General features: G+C 58.7%; 19 protein-coding genes. 10 read left to right on the top strand and 9 right to left on the bottom strand.

Annotated elements, in window-relative coordinates:
• Window positions 1-550: 550 nt before the first annotated feature.
• The 8 genes from RBB63_RS12745 (at window position 551) to RBB63_RS12710 (ending at window position 10,355) form a co-directional block, all read left to right on the top strand.
• The gene (locus RBB63_RS12745) at window positions 551-1,048 is read left to right on the top strand and encodes an HIT family protein (RefSeq protein ID WP_309384800.1); all 498 of its coding nucleotides are present in this window, start codon (window positions 551-553) and stop codon (window positions 1,046-1,048) included.
• A gap of 8 nt (window positions 1,049-1,056) precedes the next feature.
• Window positions 1,057-2,025 carry a PhoH family protein gene (locus RBB63_RS12740; RefSeq protein ID WP_309384798.1) on the top strand — a complete coding sequence of 323 codons (969 nt, stop codon included), beginning with the start codon at window positions 1,057-1,059 and terminating at the stop codon, window positions 2,023-2,025.
• A 30-nt stretch (window positions 2,026-2,055) separates the two neighbouring features.
• Entirely contained in the window at window positions 2,056-4,497 is a 2,442-nt protein-coding gene (locus RBB63_RS12735) for an HD family phosphohydrolase (RefSeq protein ID WP_309384796.1), read from the top strand.
• Window positions 4,460-4,924, top strand: coding sequence for an rRNA maturation RNase YbeY (ybeY, locus tag RBB63_RS12730; RefSeq protein WP_309384794.1), 465 nt, complete (start codon window positions 4,460-4,462; stop codon window positions 4,922-4,924). Before RBB63_RS12735 ends, ybeY begins: the two co-directional genes overlap by 38 nt.
• Before the next feature lie 79 nt (window positions 4,925-5,003).
• A complete protein-coding gene (locus tag RBB63_RS12725; protein ID WP_309384792.1) occupies window positions 5,004-6,299 on the top strand; it encodes a response regulator in 1,296 nt (431 codons plus the stop codon).
• 24 nt (window positions 6,300-6,323) lie between these two features.
• Window positions 6,324-6,980: a hypothetical protein gene (locus RBB63_RS12720; protein ID WP_309384790.1), complete on the top strand. Its 657-nt coding sequence runs from the start codon at window positions 6,324-6,326 to the stop codon at window positions 6,978-6,980.
• A 126-nt stretch (window positions 6,981-7,106) separates the two neighbouring features.
• Complete coding sequence (locus RBB63_RS12715) at window positions 7,107-8,444, top strand: response regulator (protein WP_309384788.1); 1,338 nt, start codon at window positions 7,107-7,109, stop codon at window positions 8,442-8,444.
• 21 nt (window positions 8,445-8,465) lie between these two features.
• Window positions 8,466-10,355 carry a GspE/PulE family protein gene (locus tag RBB63_RS12710; RefSeq protein WP_309384786.1) on the top strand — a complete coding sequence of 630 codons (1,890 nt, stop codon included), beginning with the start codon at window positions 8,466-8,468 and terminating at the stop codon, window positions 10,353-10,355.
• A gap of 411 nt (window positions 10,356-10,766) precedes the next feature.
• Here RBB63_RS12710 and RBB63_RS12705 read toward each other — a convergent pair whose 3' ends face one another.
• The 9 genes from RBB63_RS12705 to RBB63_RS12665 form a co-directional block, all read right to left on the bottom strand.
• Window positions 10,767-12,155 (bottom strand): glutamate--tRNA ligase, encoded by a 1,389-nt coding sequence (locus tag RBB63_RS12705; RefSeq protein ID WP_309384784.1) that lies wholly within the window; start codon window positions 12,153-12,155, stop codon window positions 10,767-10,769.
• A gap of 45 nt (window positions 12,156-12,200) precedes the next feature.
• Window positions 12,201-12,767, bottom strand: a complete 567-nt coding sequence (locus RBB63_RS12700; protein ID WP_309384782.1) for a DUF4136 domain-containing protein — start codon at window positions 12,765-12,767, stop codon at window positions 12,201-12,203.
• Between the two features lie 37 nt (window positions 12,768-12,804).
• Window positions 12,805-13,488: a DUF6901 family protein gene (locus RBB63_RS12695; protein ID WP_309384780.1), complete on the bottom strand. Its 684-nt coding sequence runs from the start codon at window positions 13,486-13,488 to the stop codon at window positions 12,805-12,807.
• A 43-nt stretch (window positions 13,489-13,531) separates the two neighbouring features.
• On the bottom strand, window positions 13,532-14,050 hold the full coding sequence (locus RBB63_RS12690; RefSeq protein ID WP_309384778.1) for a hypothetical protein: 519 nt from the start codon (window positions 14,048-14,050) through the stop codon (window positions 13,532-13,534).
• Between the two features lie 88 nt (window positions 14,051-14,138).
• A complete protein-coding gene (locus RBB63_RS12685) occupies window positions 14,139-14,933 on the bottom strand; it encodes an RluA family pseudouridine synthase (RefSeq protein ID WP_309384777.1) in 795 nt (264 codons plus the stop codon).
• 9 nt (window positions 14,934-14,942) lie between these two features.
• Entirely contained in the window at window positions 14,943-15,314 is a 372-nt protein-coding gene (locus tag RBB63_RS12680; protein WP_309384775.1) for a hypothetical protein, read from the bottom strand.
• A gap of 84 nt (window positions 15,315-15,398) precedes the next feature.
• Window positions 15,399-17,990 (bottom strand): DNA mismatch repair protein MutS, encoded by a 2,592-nt coding sequence (mutS, locus tag RBB63_RS12675; protein WP_309384773.1) that lies wholly within the window; start codon window positions 17,988-17,990, stop codon window positions 15,399-15,401.
• Between the two features lie 86 nt (window positions 17,991-18,076).
• Window positions 18,077-18,577: a hypothetical protein gene (locus RBB63_RS12670; RefSeq protein ID WP_309384771.1), complete on the bottom strand. Its 501-nt coding sequence runs from the start codon at window positions 18,575-18,577 to the stop codon at window positions 18,077-18,079.
• Window positions 18,578-18,621: 44 nt separating this feature from the next.
• Entirely contained in the window at window positions 18,622-19,209 is a 588-nt protein-coding gene (locus RBB63_RS12665; RefSeq protein ID WP_309384769.1) for a hypothetical protein, read from the bottom strand.
• 179 nt (window positions 19,210-19,388) lie between these two features.
• Here RBB63_RS12665 and RBB63_RS12660 point away from each other — a divergent pair, with 179 nt between their 5' ends.
• Both RBB63_RS12660 and RBB63_RS12655 read left to right on the top strand, forming a co-directional pair.
• Entirely contained in the window at window positions 19,389-20,567 is a 1,179-nt protein-coding gene (locus tag RBB63_RS12660; protein ID WP_309384767.1) for an APC family permease, read from the top strand.
• 112 nt (window positions 20,568-20,679) lie between these two features.
• On the top strand, window positions 20,680-21,612 hold the full coding sequence (locus tag RBB63_RS12655) for a hypothetical protein (RefSeq protein WP_309384766.1): 933 nt from the start codon (window positions 20,680-20,682) through the stop codon (window positions 21,610-21,612).
• Window positions 21,613-21,697: the final 85 nt, after the last annotated feature.

Genomic DNA, 21,697 nt, shown 5'->3' with positions numbered 1-21,697 from the left:
TATCCGCGAATGGGCGCCCCGTTGCGAGTGACTACGGCGCTGGGATATTGCAGGTGGGCGGGGTGGGACGTCGTGTATGACGTCCCAGGGCGTTAGTTCGGATGCGGTTTCTTCATGGGAGGATGGCGGTTCATGGATTATAGGATAAGTGAACGCACAGATACTAGCGATGCGGGCGGCGAACACAATACTTTTATGTGAACTTGTGAATATTAATAGTGAGTGGCTCTTACTATTAATTGAAGCTGATGATCAACGACTTAGGTCGTAGTCTTCCTGGTTTTTATGCTAGAGATGGCATGCGGTTTTCCTGGTCCGAGAGAAATGCGCCCAGAGCGTCGTTTGGTTTCTGGCGCCGCATTGGTTGCTTTGGGCCGACGTTTTTCCGGGTGGCGTTGAACGCTTTTGTCGTGAGTGTCGTCCAATTTTGGCAATCAACTAGCTACAATTCCTTATGAAAACCGTCAACTTTGCCACCTATGGTTTGAGCTAGCCAGATGCCCGATTGTTCTATTACATCCTCCGAAAATTTTGTATTAGCTCTTTAGTGATGGAATCTCTGCACGCCTATTGGCGCATGGCCTACATCGAAGCCCCCAAACCGGAAAATGAGGGCGGGAACCCGTTTACCCGCATTCCGGCCAGTGATGATGACCGCGCGAACCACCTGGTCTGGCGCGGCGAGCATTCATTTCTGGTCATGAACAAGTTTCCGTACAACGCCGGGCACCTGCTGGCCGCGCCTTATCGCGAAATTCCCCAACTGGCTGAACTGACCGCCGCTGAGCGCGCGGACCTCATGGAAACCATTGTGTTGGGGCAGCAGATTTTGACCGACGCCCTGCGCCCGGACGGGTTCAATGTGGGCTTCAACTTCGGCGGCGCCGCTGGCGCTGGCATCCCACAACATTTGCATTGCCACATCGTTCCGCGCTGGAACGGCGACACCAATTTCATGCCCGTGCTGGGGGATACCCGCGTCTTGCCCGAAAGCATGGACGGCATGTGGGAGCGCCTGCGCGAGTTCACTCCGGCTCACGCCGTCTAATTTCATAAATGGCTACTGAAAAGCTTCAATTTACCAGCCCCCGGCATTTGAGTTCGCTCTATTGCAGCAAGGAGGAGAACCTGAACCGGGCGGAGAAAGCATTCGACGTCAGCATCGTCACCCGCGAAGACTGGCTGGAACTGGAGGGGGACGAGGGCAATGTGGCCGCCGCTACGGACTTTTTCAAGACCCTTGACACCGCGCGCAGTCAGGGCATCAACCTGACCAACAACGACTTCTCGCACATTTTGGAGACCTTTGAGCGTGGCGACGGCGAGGAGGTCATGGAGGTCTTCAACAACCCGTTGGTCCTCAATTTGCGCAAGGCGAGCATCGTCCCGAAGACGATCAACCAGAAGCGCTACCTGCAATTTATCCAGAAGAACGACGTCGTTTTCGGCATCGGCCCCGCGGGCACGGGCAAGACTTACCTGGCCATGGCCGCCGCGCTCTACGCGCTGCAAGAGGGCGACGTGAAGCGCATCATCATCACTCGGCCAGCTGTCGAGGCTGGTGAGGCGCTGGGCTTCCTGCCGGGCGAACTCGAGCAAAAGCTCGACCCCTACCTGCGCCCGATTTACGACGCGATGTTCGACATGATGGGCAAGGAGGACGCCGCCAAAATGCGCGAAAAGAGCCTCATCGAAATTGCCCCGCTGGCCTACATGCGCGGCCGCACGCTTTCCCATGCCTACGTAATCCTCGACGAGGCGCAGAACACGACCCACGAACAAATGATGATGTTCCTGACGCGCCTGGGCGAGGGATCGAAAATGATCATCACGGGGGACATTACGCAGGTGGACCTTCCCCGCTCCAAGATGTCGGGCCTCAAGCAGGCCGTGCAAATCCTCGCCAACATCAAGGGCATCAAGCTCTTTTACTTCGACGCGATGGACGTCGTCCGTCACCCGCTCGTCAGCCGGATCATCCAGGCCTACGAAAAAAGCAACCTTGAGAAACAGACCAGCCGGTAGTAGATTGGCTGGAGCTGCAGAAAGGAATTCATGACCATTCTGCCCAAGAAAAAGTCGAAAAAACAGCAAGCCGCCGATGCGCGCCGGAAACGGCGCGATGCGGAGCCGCAGAAAGCGGCGGCGTTCTTCGAGACGAGCCAGATCGTCTCGGCCGGTATTTTTGTGCTGATCGCCGTGTCGATCATCACCATCTGTTTCCTCGGACAATCTCCCGCTGGGCCGCCGATTGCGGTGAACCAGACGGCCAATGTGCGCATTGCGGCGGACTTCCCCTTCAGCTACGTCAGCGATCTGGCCACCCAGGACAAGCGCGAGCAACTGCGCCAGCGCGTCCTGCCCCGCTACAAGCTGGACCCGGAGCCCTACAAGAACTTCAACAAGACCATCGAGCAGCTCAACACCGCAATCGAAACCGAGCTGATGCCTAAGCTGGCGGACCTGCCGCCCAACGAGTGGGCGCCGATCATTGACCAGTTTACGGCGACGTTTGGCGCGGAAACCGGCCTCATGGTCAATGCCGAGGATTTGACGACTTTGCTGGAAAAGACCACGCCGGTGGAGCGTCAATCCACCCTGCGTGAGGGCGCCCTGGCGCTGCGCGACGTGATGCGCGACGGGGTGTTTGAGCAGCCGCCCAACGCACAGAGCAACCTTGAAGGTTCGGCGATTGTGCCGCTGGTCGTGGTGGGCCGCCGGGGCGACAACATCCAGTCCATGGAGGAAGCCGCGCGGCTTCTGAACATCAATCTGGCGGGGATCGGGAGTGATCTGGCGCTTTCGCGGGCGCTTTACCGGATTTTTCAGGAGGGCCTGAAGCCGAACCTCGAATACGACGCGGACACGACGGAGGCCATCAAGGCGCAGGCGGCGTCCGGCGTCGAGCCCGTCAAGGTGTTTTACGAGCAGGGGCAGGTGATCGTGGAGCCTGGCAACATCGTTTCCGACGAGCAGGTGGAGGCGGTCGCCGCCTACCGCGACCAACTCAACCAAAGCGCAGAGATTGTCTGGGGCTTCAACGCCACGCTGGTGCAACGCTCAGTGATGACGATCGTGCTCATGATCTGCGGCATCCTGTTCATGCAGACGGTGTTCTCGGTCCATGGTCGGTCGAATCGTCGTTTGGGGCTGATCGCCACTGTGCTGATCCTCAATTTGATCTTCCTGCGCCTCATCCAGCAACTGGGGGAGACGCCGCTCTTTGGCGGTAATTCCAACCTGATGGCCTTGCTGCCGTTTGCAGCGCCGGTTGCGCTGGGGGCCATCATCATGGCGATCATGGTGGGCCCGCGTCCAGCCGCGCTAATGTCTCTGTCGGTCAGCACGTTGCATTCGTTGATGTGGGGCGGGTCGATTGACAGTTTCCTGGTCAGCCTGATTGGCGGCATGGCGGCGATTTACTTTGCGCGGGACGTGCGTTTGCGCGGCAAGCTGATGAAGGCCAGCTTGATCTCGGGCCTCGTGGTGGCGCTGATTTCGGCGTTCTCGGGCTTCATGAACCAGATGGACCCGATCACCGTGGGCGAAATGGTGCTGACCTCGATTGGCGCCGGTGTGATCACGGGGATCATTGTCATTGGCTTGTTGCCGATCCTGGAGCATCTCTTTAAATACACCACCGACATCACCCTGCTGGAGCTGACGGACTTTAACCACCCGCTCCTGCGCAAGCTGCAAATGGAGGCGCCGGGCACCTACCACCATTCGTTGATGGTCGCCAACCTAGCCGAACGCGCCGCCAACGAAATCGGCGCGAACCCGCTGCTTTGCCGCGCGACGAGCCTGTTCCACGACATTGGCAAGATGGTCAAGCCGGAGTATTTTACGGAAAACCAGCACGAGGGCTACAACCCGCACGACGAGCTGACTCCGGCCATGAGCGCCCTGATCATCAAGAGCCACGTCAAAGAAGGCGTGGACATGGCCAAGCAGCACAAGCTGCCCGAGGTGTTCATCAACATCATCCGCCAGCATCACGGCACGACGCTGATCAAGTATTTCTACAGCAAGGCGTGCAACCGGCAGCAGCAAACCGTGCTGCCGCTCCAGTCGGGCATGTCGAACCCGCCGTTTGACAGCCGCGACGATGTCGACGAAAGCACGTTCCGCTACGAGGGGCCCAAGCCACAGACGCTCGAAAGCGCCGTTATTTTCTTTGCCGACGCCGTGGAAGCGGCCTCGCGCAGCTTGAAGAAAGTCACGCCGCAAAGCGTGGAGGAGCTCGTGGACAGCATTTTTGGCGCGCGTCTGGATGACGGCCAACTGGACGAAGCGCCGATGACGGTGGCGCAAATCCGCAAAGTCCGAGACAGCTTCTGCTTCACCTTGTTGAACATGCTGCACAGCCGCGTCCAGTATCCCAAGGATGAGACCGGTAAAAAAAAGCGGGGACACTCAGCCGCCCCGGTCCCAATGAATGAACCTGCGACCGAAGCCCATGCCCCGAATCCTTCAAATAAACGCACAGCAGTATAGCCGACTGACGGTGGATGAGGGCAGCCTGGAGCGCTGCTTCGCCCTGCTTGATGGTTGGGATGCGTTCACTGCGCCGGATGGGGAGCTTTCCCTGGTTTTCCTCTCCGATGACGAACTGGCGCAGATCCACGCCGATTTCCTGGATGATCCGTCGCCGACAGACGTGATTACCTTTCCTGGCGACACGGAAATGGATTTTGCCGGAGAAATCTGTGTGAGTGTGGATCGAGCGCGCGACGAGGCGCCCAAGCATGACTGGAGCTTTGGCGATGAGCTGACGCTCTACCTTGTCCACGGCTGGCTACATTTGGCGGGCTATGACGACTTGGATGACGCCGCGCGCGCGGCGATGCGCGATGCGGAAAAACTTTGCCTGAATCGTTTGAAATCTGAGGGAGCGATGCCTATTTTTTCGCTCAATGGCTGATTTTCGATTCGCGTAAGGCAGGCATTACGATTGACTTCCACGACAGCATTCCAGCTTAATGACCCCCTAACTACGCTACATGGGACGGAAAATCCTCATAGTCGACGACGACTCCGATTTTAACCAACTCCTCACTGATATTTTCAGTCAGGCTAACTACGAGGTTAGCTCTTGTGAGGAGCCGGAGCGCGCGGTGACGGTTTTTTCCGAGGGCGACTTCGACCTCGTGGTCACCGACCAAAAGATGCCGGGCATGTCGGGCGAAGAGCTGATCCGCACATTGAAGCGGATCAAGCCGGACGTGCCGATCATCATGGTTTCGGGGTATCTGGACAACGACACGATCCGCAGCCTGATTCGTGAAGGGGTGGGGGGCGTATTCCTCAAGCCGCTCAATGTATTTTCCCTGCTCAAGCGCACGGCGACGTTGATCGAAGAGCGCGAGGCGGGCCTGCGCCGCGAGTCCGGCGCCGACGATGACGACGAGGAGGAAAATTTCCACCATAGCCTGCCGTTTCGTTTTGAAATGTTTCCGGCGAAGGACCGGCGTTCGCGTGATTTCGCGCAGAAGCTCTACAACCTGCGCGATTTTAAAAACAACCTGGTCATGGTCACGCCGCGTGGCACGGACCTGGAGGCGATCACAACGGATTTCACTGGATTTGATTCCGATGTGAAGGATCTTTACATCCTGCTGGATCGCTCGCGCATCGACCGCGAGTCGCTGATGAAAACGATCGTCGAGTCGACGCAAAAGGGCTGGGAGCGCCTTACGTTTATTGTGGCGGCGGCGGAGACAGTGACCCGGGAGCAGTATTCGCTGATCATGCGCATCGGCCGGAAAAAGGACCCTTTCGACAGCATCCCGATCCCGATGCGGTTCATCTTTTGCGTCAGCCGCGACCTGGACTTGCTCTATGATGAGCGGGTGGTCGACGACGCGGTTTACATGTTTATGGGGACGACTGAGATCGCCGTGCCGACCTTGTCCGACATTGCGGATGACATTGGCGAGCTCGCTCTGCGTTACCTGGACCTGGAAGCCAAGGCGCATGGCCTGTCGAAGTCGCCCAAGCTGGAAGTCAGCGCCAAGACTTATCTGCGTGAGCAGCCCTGGAGCGGCAATGCCGGAGAGTTGCACCGTTTCGTGCGTATGGCGATCTACCTGGATAAGCCAACGCTGAGCATGGAGGATCTGGAGCGGGTCGAGCAGAAGCTGGCGTCCGCCGTGGGCGGGGCCCGCAGCCTGCATCAGGGCTTACAACTTTACCGGGACGAGTATGTGAAGGCCGTGGCGATCATGCTGGGAGACCAGGCTGCGGCCAGCTCGGTTCTGGGAATCGACCCCAAAGTGGTGGAAAGAATTCTTAAATAACCGGGAAAAATCCCGTTTACGCCTATGATGGAGAAACACGCGCTGGAACCTATTTTGCATATTCGATTTACGAACGACTTCACGGTCGTCCAAGTCGAAGGCGACATCGAGGACTCCAGCAGCTTCAGCGTGACGTTGATGACGGCGATCCGCTCCCTGGGCAGTGGCTCCGATGCCCTTGGTTTAGGCGCGGTGACGGCGCTTCGCGGCCTGAATTGCGGCGAGGGCTTCCAGTTGATCCTGGATGAGTCCGGCCATAATTTAAAGAAGTACAGCGGCGTGACGGCGTGGGGGGATTTTTGTGCGAGCCCGATGGTGGCCAATTTTTTCCCCGTCATTCCTGCACGGGAAGACTTGGCCGGCTGGATTGATAACCTGTCTGGCGTCCGTTGGCGCGGCCTGCGCACCCAGGCGGATGATCAATGGGGCCACTACCATCGCGATCAGGACGACGAAGCGGCGCTTTCGCAATTTTCCCTCGCGGTGCTGCAACTGGATTTGCTGGTGCGCTCACTGGAGCTGCCTCGCCGCCAATTGAAGATTTCCTTTACCGGCTGGACGCTTTGGGTCGCCGTAAACGAAGACAGTGATTTCCTCTTGGTTTTGACGGATGCGTCGCTCAGCCCGAGCGCCGAGGCTACCTTGGAGCGCTGCCTGAGTTTTTTCTGTTGGCCTTTGTAAGTGAAACTGCGGCGGGCCCTAGGGTGGATGGCCGGTAAGGCGTCAAAGCGTGCTTGAAAGCTCGTCCGTGGCGCCTCATAAACAACCTGAATTCAGCCACATAAGTGGCCGACACACACGATCGACATGGCACAGCGAATCCTCGTTCTCGACGATGAAGAAAACTACGCCGACATGCTCCGGGCATTGTTGGAGCAACACTCATTCATTGTTGATTCGGTGACCGATCCCATGCGCGCCATCGAAAGCCTGCATGGCACGGGCTACGATCTGGTGATTTCCGACTACAAAATGCCCGGCATGGATGGCGCGGACTTCCTGAGCAAGGCCCGTGAGATGAACCCGGATCTGCCGGTCATCCTGGTGTCCGGCCTCATGAATACGCCCGATCTCGTCAAAGTCGCCAACATGGGCGTGACGCTGGTGCTGGAAAAACCAATCGATATTCAGCAATTCATCGGGCAGGTGAAGCGGTTCGTCCAGCCGGCGACCAAGGAGGAATTTCGCCAGCACCGCAAGGGCAAGGGAGGCGAAGAGGAGGCAGCCCTCAATTTCAAGCAGACCTACCCTAAGCAGCTGGAGCACCTGTGTGACCGTTCGCATATCTTTCGGTTCTTCCTGGAGCACGTTTGGAATGCGGCCAACGAGCAGGATCACATCTTTATCTCGGCTCCAGCGGGTAGCGAGTGCGACCTTCTTTTGCGCGAAGTCTCAAGCTGGCGCAAGTTCAGCACCCGCAAGGTGCGCTGGCTCGACCTGCGCCACCCTAATCCGGCTGACATGACGGCGATGCTCAACTCCATCGCCGTGAAGGGCGCGGAGAGTGAGCTGGTCGGCGTGATTGGTTTTGAGGATTCCACGCTGACGGCACAGGCGCAAGTGGTGGACTGCATTCGCGAGTCGCCCGAGCACCTGGCGTTTATCTATTTCATTGAAAGCGGCTTGATCGACAGCGACTCCCGCCAAATCGACACCGAACTGCGCGAGCTGCTCGACCAGAGCCTCTGCGTCATGCCGCCGCTGAACGCCCGCCTGGCCGACCTCGCCGCCTACACGCAGCGTTACTTGCCGCAAATCGCCCAAAGCCTGGGCCGTCCTGATCGGGCCGAGCTCGACCCGAGCGCCATGCCCATGCTGCTGAATTACCCGTGGCCGGGTAATTTCCGCGAGCTGATCGATGTGCTGCGCACGGCGGCTGCAATCCAGGAAAGCGGCCCAATCATGGCTGATGACGTGACGGAAGCATTCCGGCGTGTTTCCAGCTACACTGGCAATTTACCGCAGCAATTCAAGACGCTCAATGACGCCGTGAAAGACCGACAGTTTGAAATCATCAGCACCGCGATGCGGTCCGGGCAAGATCTGGAAGGTGCGCTCAATGCGCTTGGCGTTGACCCTCAGGCGGTGAATCCAGAGTCGTCTCCGGACGAATTGCCGCTCCTCTACCCGGAACTGATTAAATAACGTAGACACCACCCATAACCCATGCCTCTCGCACGCATTCAAGCGGCCATTGTCCGCAACCTCCGAGACTACAACCGCCTGACGGATGAGCAGGCCGACACCATCATCAACACCGATGAAGAGTTGTCGGGCGAGGAGGTTGAGGCGCTGCTGGGGCAGGACTACGGGATTAGCGAGTTCCAACTGCTGGCCGCCAAGAGCAAAGCCTTCGGCATGGCCCCCTTTAACGCTTTTCATTATGAGCCCGATGACCGGACCTTCGAGAAGCTCGACAAGGAGTTTTGCGAGGAGCACAAAGTTTTGCCGGTTGGCTTCGTGGGCAACGTGTTTGTGGTCGCCGTGCACAACCCGTTTGACCTCACGGTGCTCAACCTCGTGCAGGAGCAGACCCGCCGCAAGGTGGCGCCGCTGCTCGGCATTAAGCGCGAAATCCAGGCCAAGCTCAAAATGGGTAACGATGAGCAGCCCGTGGTTGCCGAAGGCTTTGGCGACGTGGTCGATGCGCTCGATATGGAGTTCGACATCGACGAGGAAAAACTCGACGAAGAAGGCGACGCCGAGGATTCCGCCCCCATCATTCAGCTCGCGAATCGCATCATCGAAGACGCCTACTACTCCGGCGGGTCGGACATCCATGTTGAGCCCTTTGAGAAAGATTGCCGCGTTCGAGTGCGCATTGACGGCGTGCTCCAGGAAAAGCTTTCCGTGTCCAACAAGGTTGCTGGCGCGCTTCTGGCGCGTCTCAAAATTATGGCTAATCTGGACATCGCGGAAAAGCGTTTGCCGCAGGACGGTCGTATCGTTTTCAAGCAGTTTACCCGCAAGCCGATCAACATCGACTTACGCGTGTCCACCGCGCCGCTGAATCACGGCGAAGGCACGGTTATGCGTATTCTTGACAAGTCGAAGTCCACGCTGCCGCTGCCGGCCCTGGGCTTTGAGCCGGAAAATCTGGAACGCTACCGCGAGTGCATCAGCCGTCCCTACGGGATGATCCTCCACTGCGGTCCGACCGGCTCCGGTAAGTCGATGACGCTGTATTCCGCGCTCAACGAAATTAACGACCCCGGTATCTGCATCCGCACCGCCGAAGACCCGATCGAATATACCTTGCCCGGGCTCTGCCAAATGCAGATGCACCGCAAGATTGGGCTGACCTTTGCCGCCGCGCTGCGCGCTTTCCTCCGACAGGACCCGGACGTCATCCTGGTCGGGGAAATTCGTGACTCGGAAACGGCGGGCATCGCAGTGGAGGCCGCGCTCACCGGGCACATGCTGTTCTCCACCCTGCACACCAACGACGCGCCGGGCACCGTTGCGCGTTTGACGGAAATGGGCGTTGAGCCGTTCATGATTTCCGCTTCGCTGGTGGCGGTTTGCGCGCAGCGCCTCATGCGCCGCGTATGCAAGAGCTGCCGTCAGCCCTACGAAGCCGAAGGCCGCGAATTGGATATTCTCAAAAAGGCGATTCAGTTCGAAGGCGGGGGCATCTTCAAGGCGAACCGCACCGGCTGTCCCGCTTGCTCGGGTAAGGGTTACAAGGGCCGCGTGGGCATCCACGAAATGATGACTTCCAGTGAAGCGTTGATTGAGGCGATCAACAAGGAGGCGGAAACTGCCGAGCTGAAAAAGGTCGCGATGTTCAACGGGATGTTCACGCTGCACATGGACTCGATGAAGAAAGTCCGTTCCGGGCTAACCACGATGGAGGAAGCGGTATCCACCGTTCCGCCGGACATGGAAGACCTCGATGCGCTCGCCGAAGAATTCGAGTTGCAAGCGAAGCTGAAGTCCAAGAAGGACCTGGAGCGCAAAAAGGAAATCGAAGCGCTCCGCGCCGAAGCCTTGGCCCTCGAAGCCGAAGAAAAAGCCAAACTCGAAGCCGCCGCCGAAGAAGCGCCGGCAGGGTAGTTTGCTGCGGGTTCGCTTGCATCATGTAGATCATTTAGAGAGCGGCTTCCGCTGGTTTGTCCATCTTACTCAAAAACCTTATGCTGTGTCAGCACAACAACCGAGGCTATGTCAGGGAAACAACGCATGCTGTGTTGAGGCAACAACCGCTCGGTTGTTGGACCAACATAGCATAAGGCTTTTCGACAACATAGCGTAAGGCTTTTCCAAAACAACCGAGTAGGCTTTTTGAAAAAGAGGCATAAGGCTTTTTCGACTGAGGGCTTGTGGGCGCGGGGTATACGTAGAAGCGGCTTCCAGCCGCTTTGGCTAATCCATCTGAAACCAAAAGCGGCAGGATGCCGCTTCTACTCTGGGAACGCGCACGCGCTTCTAGACTGAAATAAAAGACAAGCGTTGGTCGGCCCGTCGTTAGCCGACGGGCTGCATTTCCACGAAGCGACGCATGCGGGTGAGAACGCGTTCCTTGCCGAGGGCGCGGAGCAGGGCGAGCAAGTCGGGGCCGCCGGCTTGACCACTCACCGCGAGGCGGGCGATTGGGAAGTAGTCGAACTTGCGCTGTCCCTTCTTTTCGGCGAGGTCGAGTATGGCTTGGTCAATGGTCTGCTCGCACCACGGATCGACTTGCTCCAGTGCGGGCAGCAGCTCGGCAAGGCGGGCCATCGGTTCGCCCTTTTTGAAGACGCGTTTTTGCGCTTCCTCGTCGACAGTGAAGTCCTCGTTGAAGAGCGGGCCGACGAGCTCGGGCAAGCCTTCGAAGTCGCGCGCCTTTTCCTGGCTGATCGCAAGGATGGCGTGCAGGTAATCCTCCCCGGTGCTTTCGTCAATCACCTTGGCTTCAGCGAGGACGGGGCTCGCCATCCAGCAGAAGGTTTCCACGGGCAATTTACGCAGGTATTCCGTGTTAATGAAGGCCATCTTCTTTTCGTCGAAACGCGCGGCTTCCTTCTGGATGCCGGGGAAGTCGAACTTTTCGATGATGTCGCCGATGGGCATGATCTCGGTGCCGTCCTTCGGGTTCCAGCCGAGCAGGCAGATGAAGTTGCGGACCGCTTCGGGGATGAACTTGCGCTGCACGTATTCCTCGATCAGTGAGCCCTGGTCGCGCTTGGACATCTTGCCCTTGCCATCGGTCTTGAGGATGAGCGGCAGGTGCGCGAACACGGGCGGCTGAGCGCCGAGCGCCTGATAGATTTCCACGTGGCGCGCGGTGTTGGAGAGGTGATCTTCGCCGCGAATGACGTGGGTGATCTGCATCGCGATGTCATCGACTACGTTCACAAAGTGGAAGCCGTAGTCGCCATTGGAGCGGCGGATCACGAAGTCGGTCTCGACGTTGCGGGTCACGTCGCCGCGGATGGCGTCGCTGACGGTAATCGGCTCGGTGCGGACCTTTTCGACTTCGGCGTTCTTGTATTTGTCGAACTCGACGTAGCGCTCGCCTTCGAGCTTAAAGAAAATGGCGTCGTCCTTTTCGTAGGCGCGACCGGCGTCGAGCAGCTTCTGAAGATACTCGGCGTAGATGTCCTGACGCTCGCTCTGGAAGTAGGGGCCGTAATCGCCGCCGACCTCGGGACCTTCATCCCAATCGAGGCCGAGCCAGCGCATGCCGTCGAGCAGGGCGGCGAGGGCCTCGGGTGTGTTGCGCGCGGAGTCGGTGTCTTCTACGCGCAAGATGAACTTGCCGCCGGTGTGGCGCGCATAGAGCCAGTTGAACAGCGCCGTGCGGGCGCTGCCAATGTGGAAGAACCCAGTCGGGCTGGGGGCGAATCGAACGCGGACTTCGCGAGTGTCAGTCATCCCGCAGTGTTGAATGACGGCGGGACAAAGGTCAATCGGAGAACGCTACTTCTTGTCGGGCGGGAAGTCGGCGAGGATCTCGTGAATGCCGGCCACGACGTTGTCCACGTTGATCTTGGCGCCGGGCGCGCGCTTTTGCGTGGTCCAGCCTACCCAATCCAATTGCGGCTGCCCGTCGACCGTTTGCGAAATCTCGATGGCCAGCGTGCCTTGCTCGTAATTGCGGACGATTTGCTGGGAGCCGTAAGGATAGGCGGCGACCCATGGGTCCGCATAGTATCCAACGGGAACGACGCCGGTGTCGATCACCTGGGTGCGCGGCAGGAGCTCGCCGTGGAGCTTGACGAGGATGTCGGCCTGCGCCTCGGGGACCATTTGATAGCCTTTGGCTTGCATGTCGGCAATGATCGCCGCCTTGGCCGGGCCGGCGATTTCCACCATGGCGCCGGGATCGGCGCCCGTGATCTGCGTGGGCATGGGCAACACCGCGAACGTTTTCACATCGGTGAAATTGGCCTGCGGGTTGGTTTGCGTTTGGACCTTGGGGACGGTCGTGCAGGCGGCCATCAGGGCGAGGCATGCGGTGGTCAGACTAAGGCGAATTGCGTGCATAATGCTATTTCAGATGTGGGTTGTGGTGGAGTAGGGTTTAGCGGAAAGTCATATCCTTGAAGAGGCGGAGGCTGTCGTCCCAGTGTTCTTCGAGGAGCTTGCTAATGCTGATGGCGCCGGTGAGGGCGTTGATGTTGGCGTCTTCGTGGCAATAGGCTTGAATGCGCTCCAGCAGGCCTTCCAGCGATACGCGGATCTCGCCCATGTATTGCTGGAAGCGGTTCCAGTTGACGGCATTGGGGTCGGGCTCGCCGGAGCTGAGCAAGTGGTGCTGGATCAGGAAGCTCGCGAAAAACCGGTAGAGCAACTGGTCGACGTCAATGCACAGAAAGAAGAAGCCCTTGTCCGCACTGGGATCGAAGAGATACGGGCATTTGGCGCGGGAAACGAACTCCACCAGCAGGGCAAAGACGACCATCTGCGCCGAGCCACGGACTGAGTATTGGCCGTTGGCCCGGATGATGACCAAGTCTACCTTTTGAAAGGACACGACTTCGGTGAAATTCTCGACGAGCTGGGCCACGGCGGCGGCGGCAGGGCAGCGCTCGATCCGCTTTTCGTCCAGTGGGCAATTGGGACATTGATGGTAGTCGAGACGCGTCCACTCGGGCAGGGTGTTTACTTTGGACCAAGCCTCAGGCAGCATGCGCTCCGGGCTGGTTAATTCGATTAACCGACCGTCATCGAGGCGCACCTCATAATGCGGAAAATTGTTGGACATAGCAGCGTCTGTAGGTTGAACGACGCTGTGCCGTGAATGAGCATCAGCGGAAAAGTTCGCCTACCATTGTGCCCGAAAGATCAGCGATACGCCAGCCAAAGGTTGTGCCAAATTGACAAAAGAGCGTTGGGGCTCTGGGCACATGATCGATCTTGAGTGAAACGGTGCTCGTCGGCGCGTCGCCACGTTTTACCCGGGCGCGCTTGCCAGAGTAGCCCGCCAGTGAAGTGCCGTCCTTGAGGACGAAGGGAAAACGCAGCTGCATTTGGAGCAGTTCGATAAAGTCGTCGCGCCCGAGGTCGTCCGCGCCCTGCCAGTAGCGCTTGTATTCAAAGAAGCCCATGGTCCGGCCTTGGCTGTCTTCGATGGTGAACTTGGCCCGCTTGTCGAATTCGCGCCATTCGGAGAGCACATCGCGGAACTTGCGAAAGGCGTCTTGCTGGTAGTCCACATGATCGGGCTCGACCAAGCGCAGGCGCACGTTCGGCTCTACCAACGCCTCATTGAGCGCCTCAACCGCGCCATCCAGGTCGAAAAGCGCCGGGCGGTTCGTGTCCGTCATCGTGGTCACAGGTAGTATTAATGTGCGCTTACTCCCGCCAAGGGTCAAGTCCGCTCGCGTAAATTAATTTGACTAATTATAAGCTGTTTTAAACGCATTGAGCTGGCAAATCAGCCAAGCCCATGCGTTCGCGGGCAAATTGCTGCATGTCCCAGGCCAGTGGCGCGCGGAAGGATAGGCCGTCACTAAACGTTAACTCCGTGCAATGCAACGCCTGTCGCCGCATGGGCAAATTAGCTTCCAGCCGCTCGGTCCAGCCGTTTTCGATAAAGTCCAGGAACAGCGTCGAGTCCGGCCCGTAAATCTTGTCGCCAACCACGCGGTGGCCCAGCCATTCCGCATGGGCGCGGATCTGGTGCTTGCGGCCGGTTTCCAGCTTCACTTCGGCTAGCGTGTACCCGTTTTGCGCGACGAGCGGCGTGAAGTGGGAAATCGCGCGCTGCGAGGAGTTGGAACGGCGCACCGTGACCTTCGCCGCGACGGGGGACTCCAGATCCTTGGCGAGACGCTGATCGACGGCGGCGGGCTCCGTCATCTCGCCTTCGAGGATGGCGTGGTAAGTCTTCTCCACGGCGCGGTCTTGAAACGCAATCTGCAGCTTGCGCGCGGCGGCCTTGTGCTTGGCCAGCAGGATCACGCCGCTGGTCTCGCGGTCGAGGCGCGCAATGAGGTGCAGCGTCTCCATGCCGGTCCACTCGCGGCACGCGCCAACGAGGCTCGACCACGGCCCGTTCTTCGATGGATGGCAGACGACCCACCCTGGCTTGTCAAAGGCGAGCAAGTCATCGTTGTTTTCGATGACCCAAGTGGGCAGCTCTTCCGGGTCGATCAAATCGGCGTCAGGGCCGAAGACCGGGTAGTTGGTGAAGTGACGGGTTTCCACGGTGAATAATTAGTTGGCGTAGGTGATGACGATCGTGCCTTGGTAGGATGTCCACTTATAGCCGAGCTGGCCGCAGATACGGTTGACGATTTCCATCGTGTTCTTCTGGGTGGCTTTCTGTGTGACTGAATCGGGGTCCGTGTTGCGGCGAATCTGGATTACCATTGGCGCAATGCCCTTGGTCGGCTCAGCTTTTACGGATGCTGCATTGAGCACGTTGAGCGCATTCTGAAGAGTCATGTTCTCCACGTCGTATTCCGCGATGACGCATTTCTGGCCGTTGGCAATGGCCTTATAATCCGCGTCAGTCAGAGGGGTGCGCTCAAAGAAATTTGTATAGATATCCTCTGTTTCTCCTGCGTAGCCGATGGTGCTGAGCATGAGGGAACATAGAGAAATAAGGGCAAGTTTCATAGCGCGATCAAACGCGGACAAGCTCCGGCAGTCGAGGAGATTTGCAGTGGCCTAAAACAGCGCCAGCTGGTCGTCGTCTGCGGGGGCGGGCTTGGGGGCGCGCTTTGGCTTGGGCTTGGGTTCGATCTTTGGGGCGTTGGGCTCGCGCAGGGTTTCGCGGAGGACGTTGCCTTCGCTTTCCAGCTCTTCGAGCACGGCCTTGGCGCGGGTGATGACCGTTGCCGGCAGCCCCGCGAGGCGCGCCACTTGGATTCCGTAACTGCGGTCCGCGGCGCCGGGAATGACGGTGTGCAGGAAGCGAATTTCGTCTGCCCACTCCTTCACCGAAACGCTGAAATTGCGCAGGCGGGCGAGGGTGTTTTCTAGCTGTGTGATCTCGTGGTAGTGGGTGGCGAACAAGGTGCGCGGGCCCTTCTCGCTGTCGCCATGGAGGTGCTCGACCACGGCCCAGGCGATGCTCAAGCCGTCGTAGGTCGAGGTGCCGCGGCCGATCTCGTCGAGGATGATTAGGCTGCGATCCGTGGCGTTGTTGAGGATGTTCGCGGTCTCGTTCATTTCGACCATGAAGGTCGAGTTGCCGCGGGCCAGCTCGTCACTGGCGCCAACGCGGGAGAAGATGCGGTCAACGAGGCCCACGTGGCAACGCTTGGCCGGGACCCAACTGCCGATCTGCGCGAGGAGCGTGATCAGCGCGACCTGCCGAATGTAAGTCGACTTACCGGCCATGTTCGGGCCGGTGAGCAGCGCGATCTGCTCTTCGCCGGCGGTGAGCAAGGTGTCGTTGGGCACGAAGCCATGGGCGCCGCGCAGACCCAGACGGTCGGCCTTGATCATTTGCTCGACGACGGGGTGGCGGCCCTGCTCGATGTCGAGCACGTCGTCTTCGGCAATCTCGGGGCGGCAGTAATCCCACTCGCGGGCAAGCTGCGCCCAGCCGATAAAGAGATCGCACTGCGCAAGGGCGGCGGCGGTTTCTTCGAGCGCCGAAGCGTCTTCCAAAATACGCGTCACGAGCTCTTGGAAGAGCTGGTCTTCGCGGGCGAGCGCCTTCTCTTCGGCGTGGAGAATTTCCTTTTCCTTAACGCGGAGTTCTTCGGTCACGAAGCGCTCGGCGTTCTTCATTGTCTGCTTGCGAATGTAGTCCTCGGGCGCTTGCGCGGCGTTGGCTTTGGTGACTTCGATGAAGTAGCCAAACGCGCCGTTGTATTTCACCTTAAGGCTTTTGATGCCGGTGCGTTCGCGCTCGGTCGCTTCGAAGTTGCTGAGCCACGTTTTGCTGTCGCGCGTGAGGCTGCGCAGGTAGTCGAGGTCTTCGTCGAATTGATCGCGGATCACGCCGCCGTCGGCAATGTTGCCGGGCAGTTCGTCGGCGAGCGCCAATGCGAGGTGTTCACGCAGGGCGTCAAACGAACTTACTTTGCCATGCAAAGCTTGCACTTCTTCGCCGGCGAATGCCGCAAGCTCTTCGCGGATTTCAGGCATCGCGTTGATCGTGTCGCGGATGCCGCCCAGCTCGCGCGGGTTGCGAATGCGGTTTTGCAGGCGACCCAAAATGCGGGTGATGTCGCGGATGCCCTTGAGCAAATCCGTGAGCGCGCCGCAGCGCGCGGGCTCGGCATGGAAGTCCGCCACGGCTTGTTGGCGGCGGTTGAGTTCTTTTAAATCAAGAAGCGGTTCGGCGAGCCATTGCTCAATCAAGCGGCCACCGGCGGCGGTGACGGTTTGGTCGATCGCGGCGATGAGCGAACCCGTGCGCCCGCCTTGCGAGCTTTGGAAAATCTCCAGGTTGCGCATCGTCGACGGGTCGAGCAGGAGCGTGCGCTGCGTGTGGTATTCCTTGATGTGGCGCAGGTTCTTGGGCGGCGCGCAAAGGGTGTCCGTCGCGTAGGCAATGAGCGAGCCAGCGCTGCCGAGCGCGGGGTGCGAGACATCGAGGCCGAAGCCGTTCAGATTGAGCACACCGAGGGCGTCGAGCACCGCGCGGGCGCCCGCATCGACTTCAAACTGGAAGTCGGGCAAAATCGTGACGGGGCGGTTCTGGCAGTAGTAGTCGAAATCTTCGTGCCAGGCGCGGAGCTCTTCCTTGTGCGCCCACTTGATCGACGTGTTTTCCGGTAGGAGAATTTCCTTGGGGTCGATCGCGTGAAAGACCGGCATCAGTTTGGCCGGATCGGTTTCCGAAGCGACTTGGAATTCGCCCGTGGAAAGGTCGAGCCACGCAGCGTGGAAGTTGCCTTTGCGGTCGCTGGTCAACGCGAGCAGGTAGTGGTTACGCCGTGCGTCGAGCTGGTGTTCTTCCAGCGTGGTGCCGGGGGTGAGGACGCGCGTTAAGTCGCGCTCGACGAGCTTGCCCGGCTTGGGCGTTTCGACCTGGTCAACGATGGCCACCTTGACCCCCTGCGTGAGGAGCTTGGGCAGGTAGGTGTCGCGCGCGTGGTAGGGGATGCCCGCCATCGGGTAGCCGCCGCGCTGGGTCAGCGTGATGCCGAGCAGGCGCGCACCTTCCTCGGCGTCGCCATGAAACATTTCGTAGAAGTCGCCCAAGCGAAAGAGCAGCAGCGCATCGGCGGGGACGCGGGGGTCCTCCTTACGATAACGCCAGTATTGCTGCATCATCGGGGTCTCTTTTTTGCCAGCGGCCATAGTCAGCAGGGATGTCTGGGAGAATGATACACATTGGCCACGGTCCCAGGTGGGGCCGCGGCCGGGTTGAAAAAGATTGTGAGTGCTTACTTACTTTGCAATGCAGAGCTTGCTTCCTTGAACGCGCTTTGCATGGAAGTCCAGGCCTTCTTCATCTCAGCTTCGACTGTGTCCCAGTCTTCGGCGGTAGCGTCCTGCATGTCGTCGAGGGCGTCGTTGAAGGCTTCCTTGGCGTCGTCCCAATGGTCTTCCGCTTGGTCCCACTGGTCTTCGGTTTCGCCGGAGAGGCCGTTTGCTTTGGCGGCGAGTGCGTCCCATTGCTTTTCGAGCGCGTCGCCGGATTCCTTGAACTTGGCGATGGCCTGCTTCTTCTGTTCCTCGGACCAGTCGGAAATGTTTTGGGAGATTTCCTTGGCCTTATCGCTGACGGAATCGCTGGCGTCCTGGATGCTTTTATTGAGGCTGCTCAAGGCTTCGGAGGTGTTCTCCTTGGCTTCTTCGGCGGCCTTCTCGGCATCGGACTTATCAGAACAACCGACGCCAACCAAAGTTGTGCCGATCAACAATGAAATGAGAAAATGCTTCATGCCGTCATTGGATGCCAAGGCCGGGGCTTTGGCCAGTTAAAATCTCACACTGTCGCGTATACCTCGATGGCGTCGGCGAGGTCGCTCATCGCCGCAGCGAGGGCGGCGGCGCGCAGGCGGTCTTCGTTTCGGCGGAGGTGGCCACGCTGCTCGTAGTGGAGTGTGGAGTCGTTGGGGCCGATCCAGGCGCCGTTGAGCGAGATGGAGCCGAAGCCACGGTAGTTTTCCTTGCACGCGAGGAGCCCTTGCTGGATTTCGGGCAACAGGGCGCCCCGCACGAAGTCCGGATCGTTGCACTTGACGATGAAGGCCTTGTCGAACGCGGCGTTGCCGGCTTGGATGTCCTGCATGCCCATGGCCTTGCCAATGGAGCCAAAGAAGCCTTCCGAGCTGAGTTTGAAAGTGAGATTCGTCGACCGGGCCAGGCTGATGCGAACCGCGTGGTAGGACGTACTGTTTTTACCGCTGCCGCGCGAAAAATTATAAATCTTCAGGTGGCGGCTGCGGTAGGGCCCCTCCACGTAATATGGTCGCTTGATCAAACTTAAGATTGGGATGCCGGGCATAAACGGGTCGCCGCCATGCAAGGGGACGCCAAGCTCGGCCGCGAGCTGCGGGTAGGGGCTGCTCATCCGTTTTTACCTCCCAGAAAGATGACGGCCACGACGATTCCAATGACAACTATTCCAGCAATGAGCACTAATGACATATCCGTAGGATAGCGGATCGGCGCAGAGGGCGCCATTACAAGTTGCGCGGAATTTTATAGGTCAGGCTTGTCTTTAACGGCGCTCGTGTGCCTGATGGGCGCATGGCGAATAAGTCAGCAGCGCTGAAGCGCACCGCAGACGTCAAAGGCGCGGTCTTTTTGGGGCTCGGCTCGATTTTGGGCACGGGTGTGTTTGTGATCCTCTCACTGGTGACATTTCAGGTGGGTGAGTGGGCGTTATTGGCGGTGGCCGTGGGCGCCATCGTGGCGACGGTAAATGGACTGAACAGCGCGCAACTGGCGGCGGCGTATCCGGTTTCCGGCGGCGCTTACGAATACGGCTACCGGCTGCTGCATCCCTACGCGGGTTTCACGGCAGGCATGATGTTTTTATTGGCCAAGAGCGCCAGCGCGGCAACGGCGGCCTTGGCGATTGGGACCTTTTTCCGGCCTGACTTCCATGTCGCCTGCGCGATTGTGGCGGTGTTGATTGTTACAGCGACCATCCTGTTTGGTCTGCGCCGCAGCATACAGGTGAATGCCGCGATCCTGACCATTACATTGGCTGGTCTGTTGAGCCTTATTTTCAGTAATCCGGCTGGGCCGCCCGAACCGATAGCCAATGAACTCCTTGGCTCAACAGAAGTGGGCATTCCCGCGATCCTCCAAGCCTGCGCCTTGGTCTTCGTGGCCTACACGGGTTACGGGCGCATCGCCACCATGGGCGAGGAGATCATTGACCCGAAGAAGAACATTCCCCGCGCCATGATCATCACGCTGGTCGTCTCGGCGGCGCTGTATGCGGGCGTGGCTTGGGCGTGGCTTCAGGGCGCAGCGCCGACGCAGCTGTTTCAGATCGCTGGCTACGTTGCGCTGATCGGCGTGTTGCTCAACCTGATCCTTGGCTTGTCGCGCGTGCTGCTGGCGATGGCCCGGCGTGGCGACGTGGCGCACTTTTTCAGCAAGCTCGATAAGAACGGCGAGCCCATGGCGGCCATTCTGGGCATGGCTGGGTTGATCATTGTTTTATGCCTGCTCAAGGACATCAAGATCGCCTGGTCCTTCAGCGCGTGCACGGTCCTCATTTATTACGGAATTATGAACGCGGCGGCGCTCAAATTACCTCCCGAACAAAGGATGTACCCTAAATGGCTGGCCTGGGTCGGTTTGGCTGTTTGCCTGTTTCTGGCCTTCTGGGTGCCCATGTTCATTTGGGGCATTTCGTTGGTGTGCATTGGCGCGGGGTTCATTTTGCGATGGACGGTTGTCAAGTTAAGCTGAGGTTACGGCGTAATCACATGGCCTTAACAATGTCTTAATGGCGTCACCAGCGTTGCGGTTATTTTACACTTCCGGTATTTCCAGTGGCGGCTGAATGTGTGTGCGTCGATGAATGCCAAAATCTCGTCGTCGCTCCTCCTGGTCCCGCAAAAGCAAACCGCAGCGGATGATTCTCGCTGGCGTCGCCAGCATCCTGCTCATCGTTGTTGTCGGCATCTTCGCGTTAATTCGATTCAAGCAGCAATCAATCTCCGCCATGGGCGCTGAGGGGGAGGTTCAGTCGGCTGAGCTTGTTGCGCAGGAAGAGCCGGAGCCTTTGGTGGTCAAAGAGAAGCCAGTGGCGTTGGAAAGCATCGAGTCAGCCGATCCGCTGGAGCAAGTGGTCCTACGGCATTTTGCCGCGACGAAGGTGGATCAAGTTACCACGCTGAAGCTCAATGCGCACCTGCAAATTGGTGAAACGCATGAAGCTCAGAATGACCACGAAATGATCTTCTATTTCCGACGGCCCAACTTTGCCCGCCGCGTGATGATGCAAGGCGATCTACGTTTTGACATGGGCTTCGACGGAAACGAAATTTGGGCCCAGCAAGCCAACGGGCAGGGCGACGCACGTGCGATGGATGAATTACCGGAAGGCATGGCCAGCAAGTTTAAAGAGGCTTCACGGCTGGGCAGCTACTTGTGGCGCTATGAGGAAACGCCTGAACGCTTTACACTGGAAAAGGACACAATGCTGGACGGCATTGCCTGCCATGTCATCCTCTACGAGGACGAGAAAGAGCGCGTCTACACCTACATTGACCAGGACTCCTATTGGGAGATCGCCACTGAGCAGCATCCCAAAGTCGGCGATTCGCGCAGCATTGCCTACATGCGCATGAGCGAGCACCAGAGCGCCAATGGCGTTGTCATGCCGATGAAAATCGTCACTTCTTCCAATGGCGCCGTTTATTCCATTGTCGAAATCAAGCAGTTGGAAATTAACCAGGGCGTGCCGAGTTACATTTTTGAAGATCCCAATGTCCGCTACTCGGCGAAGTAGGCGTGCGTAGCTAGAGCACTTTTCATCTAGATTGGCCGATCAGGCCGCAGTGATTTTTCGTGTCCAGCAAGGCGGCTTGAGCGTC

The sequence above is a fragment of the Cerasicoccus frondis genome (genome assembly GCA_031296915.1).
GTDB classification, from domain to species: Bacteria; Verrucomicrobiota; Verrucomicrobiia; order Opitutales; family Cerasicoccaceae; genus Cerasicoccus; species Cerasicoccus frondis.
Note: the sequence above shows the minus strand (reverse complement) of the source record. Positions and strands in the feature narration are given on the sequence as shown.